Origin of the sequence: Nonomuraea sp. NPDC049624 (genome assembly GCF_040675255.1) — a bacterium.
Taxonomy (GTDB): Bacteria; Actinomycetota; Actinomycetes; order Streptosporangiales; family Streptosporangiaceae; genus Nonomuraea.
Genome location: NZ_JBFAOR010000004.1, coordinates 277045 through 294218, shown reverse-complemented (window position 1 = coordinate 294218; position 17174 = coordinate 277045). Strand labels below are relative to the sequence as shown.

Annotated in this window: 17 protein-coding genes; 7 read left to right on the top strand and 10 right to left on the bottom strand. The window is 70.9% G+C overall.

Annotated features, from left to right (window positions below; genetic code table 11):
• Nucleotides 1-75: 75 nt before the first annotated feature.
• Nucleotides 76-360, top strand: a complete 285-nt coding sequence (locus tag AB0J76_RS17730; RefSeq protein WP_352324039.1) for a DUF4235 domain-containing protein — start codon at nucleotides 76-78, stop codon at nucleotides 358-360.
• On the opposite strand, the gene AB0J76_RS17725 is transcribed toward AB0J76_RS17730, so the two are convergent.
• The 3 genes from AB0J76_RS17725 to AB0J76_RS17715 are packed head-to-tail and all read right to left on the bottom strand — an operon-like array spanning nucleotide 293 to nucleotide 4231.
• Nucleotides 293-1726, bottom strand: a complete 1434-nt coding sequence (locus tag AB0J76_RS17725; protein WP_352324038.1) for a trehalose-6-phosphate synthase — start codon at nucleotides 1724-1726, stop codon at nucleotides 293-295. The two genes, AB0J76_RS17730 and AB0J76_RS17725, sit on opposite strands and share 68 nt — an antisense overlap.
• Nucleotides 1713-3287: an FAD-dependent monooxygenase gene (locus tag AB0J76_RS17720; protein WP_352324037.1), complete on the bottom strand. Its 1575-nt coding sequence runs from the start codon at nucleotides 3285-3287 to the stop codon at nucleotides 1713-1715. Before AB0J76_RS17720 ends, AB0J76_RS17725 begins: the two co-directional genes overlap by 14 nt.
• On the bottom strand, nucleotides 3284-4231 hold the full coding sequence (locus AB0J76_RS17715) for an MBL fold metallo-hydrolase (protein ID WP_352324036.1): 948 nt from the start codon (nucleotides 4229-4231) through the stop codon (nucleotides 3284-3286). The genes AB0J76_RS17720 and AB0J76_RS17715 overlap by 4 nt, the downstream gene beginning before the upstream one ends.
• A gap of 174 nt (nucleotides 4232-4405) precedes the next feature.
• On the opposite strand from AB0J76_RS17715, the gene paaI reads away from it, so the two are divergent.
• Both paaI and paaK read left to right on the top strand, forming a co-directional pair.
• Complete coding sequence (gene paaI / locus AB0J76_RS17710) at nucleotides 4406-4774, top strand: hydroxyphenylacetyl-CoA thioesterase PaaI (RefSeq protein ID WP_352324061.1); 369 nt, start codon at nucleotides 4406-4408, stop codon at nucleotides 4772-4774.
• On the top strand, nucleotides 4771-6069 hold the full coding sequence (gene paaK / locus AB0J76_RS17705) for a phenylacetate--CoA ligase PaaK (protein WP_352324035.1): 1299 nt from the start codon (nucleotides 4771-4773) through the stop codon (nucleotides 6067-6069). The genes paaI and paaK overlap by 4 nt, the downstream gene beginning before the upstream one ends.
• Nucleotides 6070-6085: 16 nt before the next feature.
• Here the strand turns inward: paaK and AB0J76_RS17700 are convergent, their stop codons facing one another.
• The 4 genes from AB0J76_RS17700 to AB0J76_RS17685 form a co-directional block, all read right to left on the bottom strand.
• Nucleotides 6086-6895: a hypothetical protein gene (locus tag AB0J76_RS17700; RefSeq protein ID WP_364389911.1), complete on the bottom strand. Its 810-nt coding sequence runs from the start codon at nucleotides 6893-6895 to the stop codon at nucleotides 6086-6088.
• A gap of 93 nt (nucleotides 6896-6988) precedes the next feature.
• Nucleotides 6989-7288, bottom strand: a complete 300-nt coding sequence (locus AB0J76_RS17695; protein ID WP_352324238.1) for a DUF4193 domain-containing protein — start codon at nucleotides 7286-7288, stop codon at nucleotides 6989-6991.
• 340 nt (nucleotides 7289-7628) lie between these two features.
• Nucleotides 7629-8747: a HAMP domain-containing sensor histidine kinase gene (locus AB0J76_RS17690; RefSeq protein ID WP_352324239.1), complete on the bottom strand. Its 1119-nt coding sequence runs from the start codon at nucleotides 8745-8747 to the stop codon at nucleotides 7629-7631.
• Nucleotides 8748-8935: 188 nt separating this feature from the next.
• Nucleotides 8936-9589, bottom strand: coding sequence for a response regulator transcription factor (locus AB0J76_RS17685; protein ID WP_357697932.1), 654 nt, complete (start codon nucleotides 9587-9589; stop codon nucleotides 8936-8938).
• Between the two features lie 223 nt (nucleotides 9590-9812).
• Between AB0J76_RS17685 and AB0J76_RS17680 the strand changes: the two genes are divergently transcribed.
• Nucleotides 9813-9977, top strand: a complete 165-nt coding sequence (locus AB0J76_RS17680; RefSeq protein ID WP_352324241.1) for a hypothetical protein — start codon at nucleotides 9813-9815, stop codon at nucleotides 9975-9977.
• A gap of 63 nt (nucleotides 9978-10040) precedes the next feature.
• Here the strand turns inward: AB0J76_RS17680 and AB0J76_RS17675 are convergent, their stop codons facing one another.
• Both AB0J76_RS17675 and AB0J76_RS17670 read right to left on the bottom strand, forming a co-directional pair.
• Complete coding sequence (locus AB0J76_RS17675; RefSeq protein ID WP_352324243.1) at nucleotides 10041-10829, bottom strand: inositol monophosphatase family protein; 789 nt, start codon at nucleotides 10827-10829, stop codon at nucleotides 10041-10043.
• Complete coding sequence (locus AB0J76_RS17670; protein ID WP_352324244.1) at nucleotides 10829-12805, bottom strand: prolyl oligopeptidase family serine peptidase; 1977 nt, start codon at nucleotides 12803-12805, stop codon at nucleotides 10829-10831. The genes AB0J76_RS17675 and AB0J76_RS17670 overlap by 1 nt, the downstream gene beginning before the upstream one ends.
• Nucleotides 12806-12944: 139 nt before the next feature.
• Here AB0J76_RS17670 and AB0J76_RS17665 point away from each other — a divergent pair, with 139 nt between their 5' ends.
• Nucleotides 12945-13904 carry a ferrochelatase gene (locus AB0J76_RS17665; protein ID WP_352324245.1) on the top strand — a complete coding sequence of 320 codons (960 nt, stop codon included), beginning with the start codon at nucleotides 12945-12947 and terminating at the stop codon, nucleotides 13902-13904.
• Here the strand turns inward: AB0J76_RS17665 and AB0J76_RS17660 are convergent.
• Nucleotides 13895-15079, bottom strand: a complete 1185-nt coding sequence (locus AB0J76_RS17660) for a lytic transglycosylase domain-containing protein (RefSeq protein WP_352324246.1) — start codon at nucleotides 15077-15079, stop codon at nucleotides 13895-13897. The genes AB0J76_RS17665 and AB0J76_RS17660 overlap by 10 nt on opposite strands.
• Nucleotides 15080-15222: 143 nt before the next feature.
• Here AB0J76_RS17660 and AB0J76_RS17655 point away from each other — a divergent pair, with 143 nt between their 5' ends.
• Together AB0J76_RS17655 and AB0J76_RS17650 are read left to right on the top strand one after the other, a co-directional pair.
• Nucleotides 15223-16374: an MFS transporter gene (locus AB0J76_RS17655; RefSeq protein ID WP_352324247.1), complete on the top strand. Its 1152-nt coding sequence runs from the start codon at nucleotides 15223-15225 to the stop codon at nucleotides 16372-16374.
• Nucleotides 16375-16429: 55 nt separating this feature from the next.
• Nucleotides 16430-17152 (top strand): polysaccharide deacetylase family protein, encoded by a 723-nt coding sequence (locus AB0J76_RS17650; RefSeq protein ID WP_352324248.1) that lies wholly within the window; start codon nucleotides 16430-16432, stop codon nucleotides 17150-17152.
• The last annotated feature ends 22 nt before the right edge of the window (nucleotides 17153-17174 follow it).

Here is a 17174-nt window from a genome sequence, read left to right as displayed (position 1 = left end):
CTCCTTATGGTACGGCTTCGGGGGCCCCGCAAGCGTTAGAGACTAGTGTTCGTTACATAGGGGAAGGGAGTTGGCATGGCGGAGGACAAACCCGACATCGCCTGGCGTGTCATCGGTGGTCTGGTGGGCATGGCGACCGCCTGGGGGATGCGGAAGCTCCTCGGGTTCGTCTGGGTCAAGGCGACCGGCAAGGAGCCGCCCCTCGACGACGACTCGCCCGAGGTCAGCATGGGTGAGGCGATCGGTTACGCGATCCTCACCGGCGTCGGGATGTCCGTGGCGCAGATCGTGGTCAACCGGACCGCCAAGAAGCGCTACGACGCGTGGAAGTCTGTGAAGCAGGTGACTCAAGGGCACTGAGGAACTCGCTCGCCCAGCGGTCCACGTCGTAGGTGGCCACCCGGCGGCGCATCGTGCGCATCCGCCGGGCCAGCTCGTGCGGCGTGGCCCGCATGGCGGCGATCATCTGCCGCTTGACGTCCTCGATGTCGTAGGGGTTCACCAGGTACGCCTGCCGCAGCTCGTCGGCCGCGCCGGTGAACTCGCTGAGCACCAGCGCGCCCTGCAGGTCGTGGTGGCAGGAGACGTACTCCTTGGCCACCAGGTTCATCCCGTCGCGCAGGGGCGTGACGACCATGACGTCGGCAGCCAGGTAGAGCGCGGCCAGCTCGTCGTGGCCGTAGGACTGGTGGAAGTACTGGATCGGCTGCACCCCGATCTGGGCGTGCTCGCCGTTGATCCGGCCCACCTGCAGCTCGATGTCGTCGCGCAGCTTGCGGTACTCGTCCACGCGCTCGCGGCTCGGGGTGGCGATCTGCACGAAGACCGCCTCGTTCGGGCGCAGGCTGCCGTCCTTGAGCAGCTCGCCGAACGCCTCCAGACGCTGGCCGATGCCCTTGGTGTAGTCGAGCCGGTCCACGCCGAGCAGCACGTGCTCGGGGTCGCCCAGCTCGCCCCTGATCTCCTTGGCCCGCGCCACGACGTGCGGCTCGCGCACCAGCGAGTCGAGCTGCCCGAAGTCCACCGAGATCGGGAAGGCCTGCGTGGTCACCACCCGGTCGTCGAGGAAGATCTCGTTCCCCTTGTACGGCAGCCCGAGCAGCCGCCGGCACAGCCTGCGGAAGTTCGAGGCGCCCCCGGGCAGCTGGAAGCCCACCAGGTCGGCGCCGAGCAGCCCTTCGACCAGCTCCTTGCGCCAGGGCAGCCGCCAGAACAGCTCGACGGGCGGGAAGGGGATGTGCAGGAAGAAGCCGATCCGCAGGTCGGGCCGGAGCCGCCGGAGCATCGCGGGCACGAGCTGGAGCTGGTAGTCCTGCACCCAGACGACGGCCCCCTCCTCGGCGGCCTCGGCGGCGGCCGCGGCGAAGCGCTCGTTGACCGAGCGGTAGGTCTCCCACATCTCCCGCTCGAACACCGGCGGCGCCACCACGTCGTGGTAGAGCGGCCAGAGCGTGGCGTTGGAGAAACCCTCGTAGTAGAGCTCGACCTCGCGGGCCGACAGCGGGATGGGGATGAGGCTCATGCCGTCCTGCTCGAACGGTTCGAGCTTCTCGTCCGGCGCCCCGTGCCAACCGGCCCAGGCGCCATGGCGGCGCTTCATCACGGGCGCGATGGCCGTCACAAGCCCCCCCGGGCTCCTGCGCCACGAGGCCGTTCCGTCTGGCTCGATCGTGCGATCGACCGGCAAGCGGTTCGCGACGATCAGAAACGAGCTACGGCCGGTCACGCAGTCCTCCTAGGGGCTCAGGTCGAGGAGAGCCGCAGGCGCGGCTCACGGCGGCCGCGACCTCGTCCGGCCCCCCGCGGGGAATGATCGCGGCGATGTGGGCATCTGGCCTGATCACCCATGCTTCATCCGGCCGCGCACCGAGTCTTTCGGCGAGCGAGCCGGTCGCATCCATCTCCGTGAGCTCGCGGACGGCGAGCGGTGCCGTAATGACCTTGCCCAGGACCTGCACAAACAAACTCGAATCGCACATATCACCCAACAGAATGAGGAAACCGTCCCGGCAGAACTCGCGCAGTCTGCCCTTCGCCAGCGGCACGTCCGGCAGGATCACCCCGGGGGCCGGATCGCACAGCGCGCCCTTCGGCGGACGCCCCCCGAACGGGCGGCCCGGCTCGGGCGTGGTGAGCGGCGAGTCCACGTACCAGTAGGGCTCGGCGAAGCGCCCGGAGTCCACCTCGGCGACCAGGCCGCCCTCCAGCACCTCCCGCCGCCTGGCCCGGTCCCGGTCCGTCCTGGGCGCGAGGAAGCGCATGGTGGCGGCGGTCACCTCCAGGTTCTCCCGCGCCGCCGCGTGCCGCTCGGCGTGGTAGGACTCCAGCAGCTCGGGCCCGGCCCAGCCGTTGAGCGCGAAGGCCAGCTTCCAGGCCGCGTTCTCGGCGTCGGGCACGCCGGAGTTGAGGCCCCGGGCCCCGAAGGGCGCCACCAGATGGGCGCAGTCGCCGGCCAGCAGCACCCGTCCGACCCGCATCCGCGAGGCGATGCGCGAGTGGAACCGGTACGTGCTGTGCCAGATCAGCTCATACGGCCGGTCCCCAATGATTTGCTGGATTTTCTGCGAAATATCGGCCTTCGTTGGGATGAAGTCCGGCGCGATCTGCCAGTCGATCCGGTACGTCCCGTTGGGGCAGGGATGGATGAGGACCTGCCGGCCCGGGTTCCACACGGGGTCGAAGTAGAAGCGCCGCTCGTTCTCCCAGCCCGGCAGCTCCGCCCGGATGTCGCAGATCAGGAACTGGTCGTCGAACGCCTCGCCGTCGAAGGAGACGCCGAGCGACCGGCGTACCTGCTGGGCCCGCGCACCCGCGCAGACCAGCACGTAGGGCGCGCGCAGCAGCCGCTGCCCGCACTGGACCTCCACCCCCGCCGGGTCCTGGACCAGCCCGGTGACCTCGTGGCCCCAGCGCACCTCGATGAGCGGCTGGTCGGCGATGACCTCGTCGAGCAGCTGCTCGGTGCGGGCCTGGGAGATGTTCACGCACGGCGGCAGCGGGCCCTGGCCGTCGAAGGACCAGGAGAACAGCTCGCGGTCGCGGTAGTACGTGCGGGCGGTGGTCCAGGCCAGCCCCTCCTCCGCCACCCGGCCCGCGCCCGCCGCGGCCCAGATGTCCAGCACGTCGCGCTGCTGGCAGATCGACTTCGAGCCGCCGCCGTCGCGGGCCTGCCGCCGGTCCAGCACCAGCACCCGGATGCCCCAGCGGGCCAGCAGCAACGCGGCGGTCTGGCCGACCGGTCCCGCGCCGACGACGATGACCTGCGGCCCGGACTCCGCGGGTCTCATGACTGGAGCTCGTCCCACACTTCGCGGTCGCGCTCGGCGGTCCAGACGCGCGGCCGTTCGACGCCGTGGAGCTCGTCCCAGAGGCGGGAGACGTTGAAGGGCAGGCAGTGCTCGAAGATGGGCCAGCCGCCGTAGCGCGGCTTCAGGGCCCGATGGGTGCGCTCGAACGCCTCCTTCAGCCCGCTCGCCGCGCCGACCTCGCGCAGCATCACGGTCAGGAAGTCGCGGCTCTGGGCGATCGCCGCCTCGACCTCGGCCTTGCCGCGGGCCACCGCTCCCCTGCCGCCGACCAGCGTCTCGGCCCCGAACGAGGCGACGCGGTCGAGCGTGCCGGAGGCCCATTCGCGGTGGAAGGCGTCGCCGGTGTAGAGCGCGGCCTGCGACTCGACCAGGTCGCCGGCGAACATGATGCGCCGGTCGGGCAGCCAGGCCACCAGGTCGCCCTCGGTGTGGCCGCGTCCGCAGTGGGCCAGCACCAGGTCGCCCCTGTCGCCGCCGAGGTCGATGGTGAAGGTGTCGCTGAAGGTGGCGGTGGGCCAGGTCAGGCCGGGGATCGAGCCGGGGTCCTTGAACAGGCGGGGCATCCGGGCGTACTCGCTGGCCCAGTCCTGCTCGCCGCGCTCGGCGATTAGCTCGCGGGTCTTGTCGTGGGCCACGACGACGTCCGCGCCGAACGCCGAGGCGCCCAGCACGCGGACCGCGTGGTAGTGCGAGAGCACGAGGTACCTGACCGGTTTGCGGGTGTGCTCGCGCAGCCTGGCCAGCCATTCGCCGGCGGCCGTGGGCGTGGCCAGGGCCTCGAAGCAGACCAGGAAGTCCTCGCCCTCGATCGCGCCCACGTTGGGGTCGCCCTCGGCGGTGAGCGCGTAGACGCCTTCCGCCAGCACCTCAAGGGACTGCCGCTTCTCACCGAGATCCGCCGACGAGGCGAACGGCTTGATCATCGTCTCTCCTCACGCGCTGAGGCCGACCCGCTGATGAACCAGGACATACCCCACAGACGGCCCTTGCAGCTCCGCTGCGCCGGCCCTCCCTTGACAGTGCTCGGCAGGACGGGGAAGTGTTTACCGAACAATCGGTCAGTAAGCAAGGGAGACCAGTTGGAGAGCGCGCGTCGCATGCTGGACGCCGACACCGCCTCCGCCGCCCTGGGCATCGAGCTGGTGGAGCTGGCCGAGGGGCGCGCGGTGTGCCGGATGACCGTGACCGGCCAGATGATCAACGGACACGCCATCTGCCACGGCGGCTACGTCTTCCTCCTGGCCGACACCGCCTTCGCCTGCGCGTGCAACACGCGGGGCCCGGTGACCGTGGCGGCCGGGGCCGAGATCACCTTCGTCGCCCCCGCGCACGAGGGCGACGTGCTGGTGGCCGAGGCGGCCGAGCGCACCACGTACGGTCGCAGCGGCATCTACGACATCACCGTGCGCGGGGCCGGCGGCCGGGTGGTCGCGGAGTTCCGCGGGCGCAGCAGGGAGCTGAGATGAGGCCCTTCCCGCCGCCGTCCCCCGAGGAGCTCGACCCGGTCGAGCGCGTCTCCAGGGACGAGCTCATGGCCCTGCAACTGCAGCGCCTGCGCTGGACGTTGTCCCACGCCTACGACAACGTGCCGCTCTACCGGCGCAAGTTCGACGAGCACGGCGTGCGTCCCGGCGACTGCCGCAGCCTGGACGACCTCGCGCTCTTCCCGTTCACCACCAAGGATGACCTGCGCGAGTCGTACCCGTTCGGCATGTTCGCCGTGCCGCGCGAGCGGGTGGCGCGCGTCCACGCCTCCTCGGGCACCACGGGCAAGCCCACGGTCGTCGGGTACACCAAGGCCGACCTCGACGTCTGGGCGCAGGTGATGGCCCGGTCGATCCGGGCGTCGGGCGGGCGGCCGGGCGACGTGGTGCACGTGGCGTACGGCTACGGGCTGTTCACCGGCGGTCTCGGCGCCCACTACGGGGCCGAGCGGCTGGGCTGCACGGTGGTGCCGGTCTCCGGCGGCATGACGGCCCGGCAGGTCCAGCTCATCACCGACCTGCGGCCCAGGGTCATCATGGTCACGCCGTCGTACCTGCTGGCGCTGCTCGACGAGTTCGCCGCCCAGGGCCTCGACCCGCGCGAGAGCTCGCTGGAGATCGGCATCTTCGGCGCCGAGCCCTGGACCGAGCGCATGCGCGCCGAGATCGAGGAGCGCTTCGACCTGCACGCCGTCGACATCTACGGCCTGTCGGAGGTCATGGGCCCCGGCGTGGCCAACGAGTGCGTCGAGACCAAGGACGGCCTGCACGTCTGGGAGGACCACTTCTATCCCGAGACCGTCGACCCGTTCACCGGCGAGCCCGCCCCGGACGGCGGCGAGCTGGTGTTCACCAGCCTCACCAAGGAGGCCATGCCGGTCATCCGTTACCGCACCCGCGACCTGACCCGGCTGCTGCCCGGCACGGCCAGGCCCGCCTTCCGCCGCATGGAGAAGGTCACCGGCCGCACCGACGACATGATCATCCTGCGCGGCGTGAACGTGTTCCCGACCCAGATCGAGGAGCTCGTACTGCGTGTGCCCGGCCTGTCGCCGCACTTCCAGCTGCACCTGACCCGGCCGGACCGGCTCGACGTGCTCACCGTCAGGGTCGAGGCGCGGCCGGGCGCGACCGGCCGCGAGGAGGCCGGGCGGGCGCTGCGGCACGCGGTCAAGGCGGGCGTCGGCGTGAGCGTCGAGGTCGAGGTGGTGGACCCCGAGACGCTGGAGCGCTCGGTGGGCAAGCTCAAGCGCGTGGTGGACAGCCGGGACGTCTGACCGCACGGCCGCCCGGCTACGGCGTCAGCTCGTCACGGGGGTCGGGCGGCGGCAACGACGGGCCCTTGAGGCGCAGGTCGGCGCGGATGGCCTTGCCGAGCTTGCCGGTCGCGCCGCGGTTGAGCGCGCCGCCCGCGACGGCTCCGGTGAGGAACGGGCCGAACGTGGTCAGATGGCGCCCGAGCGTGCGCATGAGACGGTTGCGAAGAGCGGCCTTGGACGCCGCGCCGAGCGCGAGCGAGACGGACGCGGGGGCGAGGGGGTCGATCCCGCGCTGCCTGGCCCAGGCGGAGGCGAAGGCGAAGGCACGCTGCGTGCCGTTGCCCTGGACGCGCACGCCGTAGACCTCGTGCAGCTCGGCCAGGAGCTTGACCTCGATCGCGGCGACGACGATGGTCTCCGCGACGAGCTGCGCGGGCGCGGAGAGCAGGAGGGGTGGTGCGGCGAACTGGGCCGCCGCCAGTGCTCCGCCGATGGCGCCGACCGTCATCGTGGCCTTCTGGGCGGTGCGCACCAGGTCGTCGGCGAGCTCCTCGCCGGTGAGGCCGTGATGATGCTCCGACAGCGTCGACAGGTCGCGGATGGGGATGCGGGGCGCGATGTTGAGGAAGACGTCGGCCAGCCAGCGGCCGCGGCCGGCGCCGCTCTCGCGGGCCTTCTTCGCCCCTGCGGCCAGGGACCTGGCTAGTCGGCCGAGCAGCCTGCGCCGCTCGGCCGGCTCCAGCTCACCGGGCTCGGTGAGCCGCACAACGAGCTCGCCGACCTCCTTGTCGGGGTCGGCGATCCCGTCGTCCGCCTGTTGCTTGTCCTTCTCGGGTTCGGCCACGCGATGCCTCCGTCCTCTTGGTCGCGACCGCTCAGGGTCAGCGGGCTCGGTCGTGCCTTGGGTCCCGCACCCTGAGCTCCTTCGCTCCAGCGGTCAGGCGGCGCACTCCCGGCAGATCTGCTGGCCGTTCTTCTCGGAGGCCAGCTGGCTGCGGTGGTGCACCAGGAAGCAGCGCGAGCAGGTGAACTCGTCGGCCTGACGGGGAATGACCCGCAGGGAGAGCTCTTCGTTCGACAGATCCGCGCCGGGCAGCTCCAGCGACTCGGCGAGGTCGGTCTCGTCGATGTCGATGCTGCCGGACGACTTGTCGGTACGCCGTGCCTGGAGTTCTTGGAGGCTGTCCTCCCCCAGGTCGTCGTCTGTCTTTCGCGGGCTGTCGTAGTCGGTAGCCATTGTGCTTACTCCATCCCCCTCATCTATATGTCTTCGCGCTCATCGCGCGTCTTCTAACGTCCGGGAGGCCCATCTTGTGCCCGTTCCGTCGGGGAGATTTTCCATCGGTACCCCGCGCGAACGGACAACGAACCTCCCAACACGACAGGGCCTGCTGCCGACGGCAATGGTTAGCCAAATATGGCGAAACCCACAGCCTTGGCGTCATGCACGACCGTGTTCGACGGCACATCCAACCACATGTACGGCGAGAACGAGACGCCCCCACTACATCAACACGCGGACGAACACCCCGGAACGTCACCCGCCGACGCCCCATGGCCCACTCAAGGACGCTCGTTCAACGTGTCGGAAGCCGAATCGTCACCACAAGTCCTCCGCCGTCACGCGGCACCGCGGTCACGTTTCCACCGTGTGCCTGCACCACCGCACGGACGATGGACAACCCCAGACCCGATCCCTTGGCCGATTCCACGCGGTCGGCGTGGAGCCTCCTGAACGGCTCGAACAGGCTGTTCACCTCGTACGCCGGGACGTGCTGCCCCGTGTTGGCCACCTGAACAACCAGCCCCCCGTCCGCCATTCCCGTCCGGATCCAGACTTTTCCGTTTTCGGGAAGGTTGTACTTCACGGCGTTCTCCAGCAGGTTGCTGACCGACCGCTCCAGAAGCACCGGGTCGCCCACGGTAGGCGCGCTGACCAGTTCGGCGACAACGGTCACGCCGTGTTCGGCGGCGAAGGGCGCGAGCTGTTCCACGGCCGTCTGCGCGACTTCCTGAACGTCGAGCGGTTTGCGCACCGCGAGTTCTCGTTCGCTCCTGGCGAGCAACAGCAGTCCCTCGATGAGCTTCTCGTTACGCGCGTTGACTTCCAGCAGCGTGCGGCCGAGCGCTTTGAGGTCCTCGGACGCCTCCGGATCCGACAACGCGATCTCCAGGACGGTCCGGTTAATCGTCAACGGCGTGCGCAATTCGTGGGAGGCGTTGGCCACGAATCTGCGCTGGGTGTCGAAGGCGATGTTGAGCCGGGTGAGCATGGCGTCGAAGGTGTCGGCCAGCTCCTTCAGCTCGTCGTTGGGGCCGCGCAGGGCGATGCGCTGGTGGGCGAGCGTGCTCTCCGACAGCTTGCGGGCCGCGCTGGTCATCTGGGTGACCGGCCGCAGCGCCCGGTCGGCCACGAAGTAGCCGATGATGAGCGCGAGGATGCCGACCCCGGCCAGCGCCATGAAGGAGCTGGTGAACAGCGCGTCGCGCGCGCTGCTGACGGCCCGCCCCTTGGCCAGGGTCCACCGGTTCTGCATGATGGCGGCGTCGAGCGGGTCGAGGTCGTCGGTGATCAGGTCGGGCCAGGCGTCCTCGATCGATTTGCCGACGATCGAGTAGACGACGAACAGCAGCACCGCCGCGGCGGCGAACACCAGAGCGCTGTAGGTGAGCGTGAGCCGCCACCGGATGCTCACCTTGGCCGGCAGCCCCCTGACCCGTTCCAGGGTGCTGCGGGCGGGCGTCTCGGACTCGGGCGGGGGCGGGCCGTCCCAGGCCGGTGGCCCGGTCGGAGGTGGCGCCTCCTGCACGCGCGTCGCCTTCCTGGCCGTATGGGGGCTGATCATCGGATGCGTCGGCCCCGCCCCGCGCTCTGGCCGTTCACTCACAACTTGTACCCAACCCCGGGCACGGTCTCGATCACCTGAGGCTCGCCCAGCTTCTTCCGCAGCGTCATCATGGTCACCCGGACGACGTTCGTGAACGGGTCGATGTTCTCGTCCCACGCCTTGTCCAGCAGGTCCTCCTGGCTGACCACCGCGCCCTCGGCGCGCATCAGCTCCTCCAGGACCGCGAACTCCTTCTTGGTGAGCACGATCTCCTTGCCCTCGCGCTCGACCAGCCGCTTGCCCGGGTCGAGGCGGATCCCGGCCCGCTCCAGCACGGGCGGCAGGGCGGGCGCCGAACGCCGGCCGAGCGCGCGCACCCGGGCCACCAGCTCGATGAACACGAACGGCTTGGCCAGGTAGTCGTCGGCCCCGAGGCCGAGGCCCTCCACCTTGTCGTCCACGTCGCCGGAGGCGGTCAGCATGAGGATCCGCGAGGCCGAGCGCTGCTCGACCAGCCGGCGGCACACCTCGTCGCCGTGCACGACCGGCAGGTCGCGGTCGAGCACGATCACGTCGTAGTCGATGTAGGAGGTGCGCTCAAGGGCGCCGCCGCCGTCGTAGGCGACGTCGACGGCCATGGCCTCACGTCGCAGCCCGGTCGCGATCGCGTCGGCGAGCACCCGCTCATCCTCGACAACCAGCACTCGCACGCCTGGTACACCCTCTTTCCGGTTCCGGTGTCTCATTCTGCCTACAGGCTCGATAAGCGCACGGTAAGGCATGTCCAGGGGTGTGCCGGGCAGGGGCCGCACAAATTCATGTTTCAGAGGGCGATAACCCGGGGTATGCCGTCGGGACACCCATTGCCCGGACATCCACTGGCAATGGTTCCCTTCGCCCCGCACGGATCGAACCCCTGAGAGAGTAGGTGAGATGGGCGAGTTCACCACCACGATCGAACGCCGCCTCGACCAGGCTTACAAGAGCCTCTCCGAGGCCCGCAGCACCGGCGACGACTACCTCGCCGACACCCTCACCGCCGAGATCGAGGACCTGCGCCGCCTGGCCGACGATCACGGCGTCCCGCTGCCGCGCTAGACATACGCGTGCGACGGCCGGGGCCCGATGGGCCCCGGCCGTCCTGTCATGCCCGCGGCCCGGTCAGGAGTCGCGTTCGGGGTCCAGCGGCACGAGCAGGTCGTGCAGCTCCTCGAACAGGCCGGGCGCCGCGCACAGCGCGAACTCCGGGCCGACCGGCCGGCCGTGCAGGCCGCCGAGCCGGGCGCCCGCCTCGGTCGCCACCAGCCCGGCCGCGGCGTGGTCCCACGCGTTGGTGCCGCGCTCGTAGTACGCGTCCACCCGGCCCGCCGCCACCGAGCACAGGTCGATGGCGCACGAGCCGCCGCGCCGGATGTCGCGCACCCGCGGCAGCACCGCCGCCACGACCTGTCCCTGCACCTCGCGGCGCGGCGCCGAGTAGCCGAACCCGGTCGCGACCAGCGCCCGGGCCAGCGGCACCCCGCTGTTGCAGCGCAGCCGCGCGCCGCCCAGCCAGGCGCCCTCGCCGAGCGCGGCGGTGAACACCTCGCCGCGCGCCGGCACGTTGACCACCCCGGCCACGACCCGACCGGCGACCTCGACGGCGATGGACACCGCCCAGTCGGGCAGGCCGTACAGGAAGTTGACGGTGCCGTCGACGGGATCGACGATCCACCGCACGTCGGACGCGCCCGGCGCCTCGCCGCCCTCCTCGCCCAGGAACCGGTCGTCCGGACGGACCGCCAGGACGCGCTCGCGGATCAGCTCCTCCGACGCCTTGTCCAGGATGGTGACGACGTCGGTGGGGCTGGACTTGGTCTCGACGTCCTCCGACATCGTGGGCCGCTTGGCCAGGAGCATGTCCCCGGCCTCGCGGGCGACGTCCTCGGCCAGCCGCAGGAAGTCGGTCATCAGGCCACCGAGTCCGGGCGCTTCCACTCCTCGCCGAGCACGTGCTGGGCGAGGAAGGCGAGCACGGTCTCGTACCAGGCGACGATGTTGCCCGGCTTGAGGATCCAGTGGTTCTCGTCGGGGAAGTACAGGAACTTCGACTCGACGTCGGTGCGCTGCAGGTCCCACCACAGGCGCAGGGACTCGCCGATCGGCACCCGGTAGTCCTTGTCGCCGTGGATGACGAGCATCGGGGTGGTGATCTTGCCGAGCCCCAGGTGCGGGGAGAGCTGGTCGTAGCGCTCCGAGCCGGGCTCGCCGAACTCGCGCTGCCAGTACAGGGAGGAGTCGGTGGTGCCGGCGAACTGGTCGAGGTTCCACAGCGCGGCGTGGGTGACGATGGCCTGGTAGCGGTCGGTGTGCCCGGCCAGCCAGTTGGCCATGTAGCCGCCGAACGAGCCGCCCATCGCCGCCACGCGCTCGTCGTCGATGTCGTCCCTGGCCAGGGCGACGTCCACGATGGCGTCGAGGTCGGCCTGGGTGCGCGGGCCCCAGGCGCCCCAGCCGCGGTCGATCATCTCCTGGCCGTAGCCGGTGGACAGGCAGGGGTCGGGCATGAGGACGGCGTACCCGCGCTGCGCCATGATCCACGACTGCCAGCGCCACTGCCAGTCGTTCCAGGACGCGACCGGGCCGCCGTGGATCCACAGCAGGAACGGCGCCGGGTTGTCGGCCGAGGCGCCCTCGGGCAGCACGAGCCAGCCGCGCACGGTCGCGCCGTCGTCGGCGGTGGCCGAGATCTCGGTCAGCGTGCCCGGCACCTCGGGGCGCGGGGCCGGCGAGGGCAGGTCGGCGATCTCGCCGGTGACCGCGTCGATCCTGGCCGGGGCGGGGGCGAGGGCGATGTTGCTGCGCAGGGCGTAGACGTACGCGCCGTCGGCGCTCGCGTTGACCCCGAGGTAGGCGGCGTCGTCGCCGGTGAGCCTGGTGTGCTCGCCGTCCAGCGGGACGCGGAAGACCGGGCGGCGGCCCTGGTGGTCGGCGACGAGGTAGAGGGCCGCGGAGTCGGGGGCCCAGGCGAGGTCCGTCGGGAACAGGTCGGGGGCGTAGGCCCGGCCCTCGCCGGTGGCCAGGTCGGCGATCCACAACTCCACGCGGACGGAGACGTCCGTGCTCGTGATGCGCTCGCGCGCGCAGGCCACCCGCGTGCCGTCGGGCGAGACGGCGATCGGGCCGCCGAAGTCGTGCGCCTCGTCGGTGAGCAGGGTGCGCCGCCGGCCGGTGGCCACGTCGATGGCGACCAGGTCCGTACGGCTGTCGCCGCCGGACAGGAACCTGCGCCAGGTGACGATCACGGTGGAGCCGTCGGGGGTGAGCTCGAAGGCGGCGTCGCGCAGCGCCTCGCCCGCGTCGGGCGTCAGCTCGCGCACGTCCTCCAGGCGGTCGGCGCCGAGCCGGCCGGTGAACAGCCGGGTGCGGGCCGGGCCGAGGTCGTGGTCCCAGTAGCGGACCGGGTAGCCCTCGTGCAGGATCGCGCTGGTCCCGGCGTCCTTGCGGGCCTTGCGCCGCTCCTCCTCGGTCGACTCGTCGCCGTCGAGCACGTCGGAGGCGAACACCACCACGTCGCCCGCCGTGCGCGCGGCGCCGATGCCGCCGGGGCGGGTGGCGATCTGGCGGGCCTCGCCGCCGGCGCGCGGCAGCAGCCACAGCGCGGGCACCTCGTCGGTCGCGTCCTTGACGGTGGTGTCGGGACGCGCCGAGGTGAACAGCACGTCCCCGGCGTCGGTGAAGACGGCCGCCGTCTCGCCCTTGGCCGACCGGGTCAGACGGTACGGCTCACCGTCGAGGGGGATCGCCCAGAGCGCGGTGCCGTACGACTTGCCGTCGGGATTGAGGGCCTGCACGGCCGAGATCAGCCGGGAGCCGTCAGGCGAGAGCTTCAGGGAGAGGACCCGGGGGATGGCCACATAGTCACGAATGTCATCGAATGCGCTCACTCGATCGAACCTACCTGGTCACCGGCGCTCCGCGGGCGACACCGCGCACCGCGCCCCCGCCGCGCCTCTCCCGTGCTCTCCCGTGCTCCCCCGCCCTCCCTCGGGCCGGACCGCCCGGCCCCCTGACTAGGCTTGACACGTGGCTGATTACGACGCTCTGCTCGTCCTGTCGTTCGGCGGCCCCGAGGGGCCCGACGACGTGCTGCCGTTCCTGGAGAACGTCGTGCGGGGGCGCGGCGTGCCGCGCGAGCGGCTGCTCGCGGTGGCCGAGCACTACCAGGGCTTCGGCGGCGTCAGCCCGATCAACCAGCAGAACCGCGAGCTGGTCGAGGCGCTGGGCCCGGTCGCGGGCGTGCCGGTCTACTGGGGCAACCGCAACTGGCACCCCTTCGGCGAGGACACCGTGCGGCAGATGGCGGCCGACGGCGTGCGCCGGGCCGCCGTCTTCGCCACCTCGGCGTTCGCCGGATACTCGAGCTGCCGCCAGTACTACGAGGACATCGCCAGGATCTCCGTCGAGGGCGGCCCCGAGCTGATCAAGATGCGGCACTTCGGCGACCATCCGGGGTTCGTCGCGGCGATGGCCGACCACACGCGCCAGGCGCTGGAGCGGCTGGGCCGCCAGGACGCCCGGCTGGTGTTCACCGCCCACAGCATCCCGGTCTCGATGGCCGAGACCGCCGGCCCCGCGGGCGGCCTGTACGAGTCCCAGCTCCGGCGCAGCGCCGAGCTGGTCAACCAGGCGCTGGGCCGCGACGAGCCGTGGCACCTGGTGTGGCAGTCACGCAGCGGCCCCCCGCAGGTGCCGTGGCTGGAGCCCGACGTGTGCGACTTCCTGCGCAAGACGGACGCCGGCTCGGTCGTGCTGGTGCCGATCGGCTTCGTCTCCGACCACATGGAGGTCGTCTACGACCTCGACACCGAGGCCCGGCAGGTGGCCGCCGAGCTGGGCCTGCCGATGGAGCGCGCGGCGACGGCCGGCACCCATCCGGCGTTCGTGCGCATGGTCAGGGAGCTGATGGACGAGCCGGAGCCCGTCCCCTGCCCGCTCACCTGCTGCCCGCGTCCGGTCCGGCCCGGCGGGCGGCCTCAGGCGTAGGTGCGGGCGTACGCCTCGGCGATGCTCATGACCTTGTCCACGTAGTCCCACGAGTGGTTGTAGAACCAGATCGACTTGCGCAGCTTCGCGCCGCCCTTGCCCGCGCCGTTGGCGCACAGGTAGTTGGCGGCGCCGGGCACCGCGTCGTAGGGGCTCCAGATGTCGGCCTTGCCGTCGCCGTCGCCGTCCACGCCGTAGTGCTTCCAGGTGGCGGGCATGAACTGCATCGGCCCCAGGGCGCCCGCGCTGGAGGGGCCGTTGTTGCGGCCGTGGCTGCTCTCGACCTGGCCGATGGCCGCCAGCACCGTCCAGGACAGGCCGGGGCAGCGGGTGGCGGCGGCCTTGTAGAGGTCGAGGTAGCTGGTGGGGCGGCCCACGGTGACCGGCTGCTGCTGTTGCTGTTGCTGTTGCGGCTGTTGCCGCTGGGTACGGCTGGCCGCGTCGAGCACGACGACCTGCGCGCCCTTGCCGAGCAGCCGCCGCACCCCGGCCTCGCCGATCGTGCCCGGCTTGCCGTGCAGCAGCACCGCGACGCCCTTCGCGAAGCCGAGCGACCTGCCCACCTCCACGCTGACCAGGCCGTCCACGCCGGCGAGCCCGAGCGTGGCCGAGGCCGCGACCCGGAGCCTCGGGCCGCCGTCCACCTGGTACATCGCGCCGAGGATCATGCCGTACTTGCGGGCCGTGCCGGCCTCGGTGACCAGCTCGCCCCTGGCCAGCGCGCTCCAGACGGCGGGCTGGTCGGCGACGGGCTGGGGCGTCCAGGAGCGGAAGTCGGCCGGGTCGACGGCCAGCAGGTTCAGCGACGTGCCGGCGACCTTGACCGCGCCGGCGTCCACGACGGCGGCCTTCTGCACGTGCTTGAGCGCGCCCAGAGCGAGCCTGGTCCGCCTGGAGACCGTGGCGGGCGCGATCGCCAGCACGCGCGGCGGCGTCACGGTGACGCCCGGACCGCCCTGGCCGAAATCCTTGACCGGCGTCGTCGTGGGTACGAGCTGGTCGAGGCGGGGAGCGGCCTCCGGAACCGCGCGGGTGATCGGCCTGCGCACCGGCTCCTGGGCCGTTCTGACCAGGTCATCGCCCATGAGCACGACGACTCCCCCGGCCACGGCGGTGACCACGAGCACGCCGAGGGCCATGAGCAGGACCGCGCGGAGAGAGGGAAGACCGGACATCAGGCACACGTTAACCCACTCACCGGAGATATCACTTGCCATCCGGACAGACGGTGCGCCATCGTGGGGTCGCAAAGTAAGGGGGAAACAGCGTGGTCGGGCCTTACCGGGGGTTGTTCAAAGGGCCCGGCGTCAAAGGATTCGTGCTGGCCGGGCTCGTCGGCCGGATGCCGATGTCCATGCTCGGCATCGGCGTCGTGCTGCTGATCTCCACCGTCACCGGGTCCTTCGCCACCGCCGGCGCGGTCGGCGCCACCACCAACGTGGCCTTCGCGATCGCGGCGCCGCTGTCGGGGCGGCTGGTGGACAGGTTCGGGCAGAACCGGGTGATCGCCCCGTTCTCCGTGGTCAACGCGCTGGCGATGGCCGCGCTGATGCTCAGCGCCGCGCTCCGCCTGCCCGAGTGGACCCTGTACGTCTCCGGCCTGCTGATCGGCGCGTCCTCGCTGTCCATCGGGTCGATGGTGCGGGCCCGCTGGTCCACGATCCACGGCGGCACCGGGACACTGCACACCGCCTTCGCCTTCGAGTCCGTGGCCGACGAGGTCGTCTTCGTCACCGGGCCCGCGCTCGTCACGGTGCTGGCCACCGCGATCAACCCGTACGCGGGGCTGGTGGTGGCGCTGGTGTGCATGCTCGGCGGCTGCCTGGCCCTGGCGGCGCAGCGGCGTACGCAGCCGCCCGTGCAACCGGTCAGGACGGGCGGCGGCACGCCCATCCTGATCCCCGGCATCGCCCTGCTGGCATGCGTCTACCTCGGGCTCGGCGCGGTGTTCGGCTCGGTGGACCTGATCATGGTCGCCTTCGCCGAGGAGCACGGCGTGAAGGGCGCCTCGGGATTCCTGCTGGCGGCGTTCGCGGGCGGGTCGATGGTGTCGGGGTTGTGGTTCGGCTCGCGGGAATGGCGGATCTCGCTGCGCGCCCGGTTCATCCGCGCGCTGGGCGTGTTCGTGGTGGGCCTACTGCCGATCCTGCTCGTGAACGACCCCTGGGTCATGGCCGCCGTGGCGTTCGTGGCCGGTCTGGCCATCTCCCCCACGCTCATCACCGGGTTCTCGCTCACCGAACGGCTGGTCCCGCCGTCCCTGCTCACCGAGGGCATGGCCTGGATCTCCACCTCGATCGGGTTCGGCGTGGCGATCGGCGCGTGGGCGGGCGGGCAGCTCACCGACGCCTTCGGCGCGTCCAGCGCGTTCGGCTTCGCGGTGGGCGCGGCGCTCCTGGCGGCGGTCGTGGGCGTCGGAGGTTCGGGTTTGCTGAGACTTCCGGACGCGCCTTCACCCCTGCAGACCTGATCCGCTACGGTCGGGAGTTATCCCTCGCAACACCAATCACACCGGAAGCTTTGCTATGTCCCGACAAATCACTTCACTTCTAGCTATCGCGGCAGTTTGCGTCACTCTGGCTCCCGCGCCCGCGTTCGCCCAGACGCCGAAGAAGGCCGAGGTCGATTGCCAGCAGGTCAAGTGCATCGCGCTGACCTTCGACGACGGGCCCGGCCAGTACGCGGGAACCCTGCTCGACACCCTCAAGAAGTACGGCGCCAAGGCGACGTTCTTCCTGGAGGGCCAGTACGTGAACAGCCGCCCGGCCTTCGTCAAGCGCATGGTCGCCGAGGGCCACGAGGTGGGCAACCACAGCTACAGGCACCCCGACTTCACCAAGATCGACGCCGGGGCCATCAGGACCGAGATCAAGAAGACCCAGGACGCGGTCAAGAAGGCGGCGGGCGTCGAGCCCAAGCTGCTGCGCCCGCCGTACGGGCTGGCCGACGTCCAGGTGTCGGACGTCGCGACCGAGTTCGGCATGCCGATGATCCTCTGGACGGCCGGCTCGCACGACTGGGACAGCAAGAACGTCGAGGCCATCAAGAAGAAGACCCTCGAGGTGGCCGAGCGCGACGGCATCATCCTCATGCACGACTGGGTCAAGCAGACCGTGGACGCCATGCCCGCGATCGTCAAGTCGTTGCAGGCCAAGGGATACCAGCTGGTCACGGTCTCCGACGTGATCAAGCAGCAGAACCTGCAGCCCGGTCAGGTTTTCCCGGTTCCCGAAGGCTGGGAGAAGTGAGTATCGTTCACGTTTAATCGGA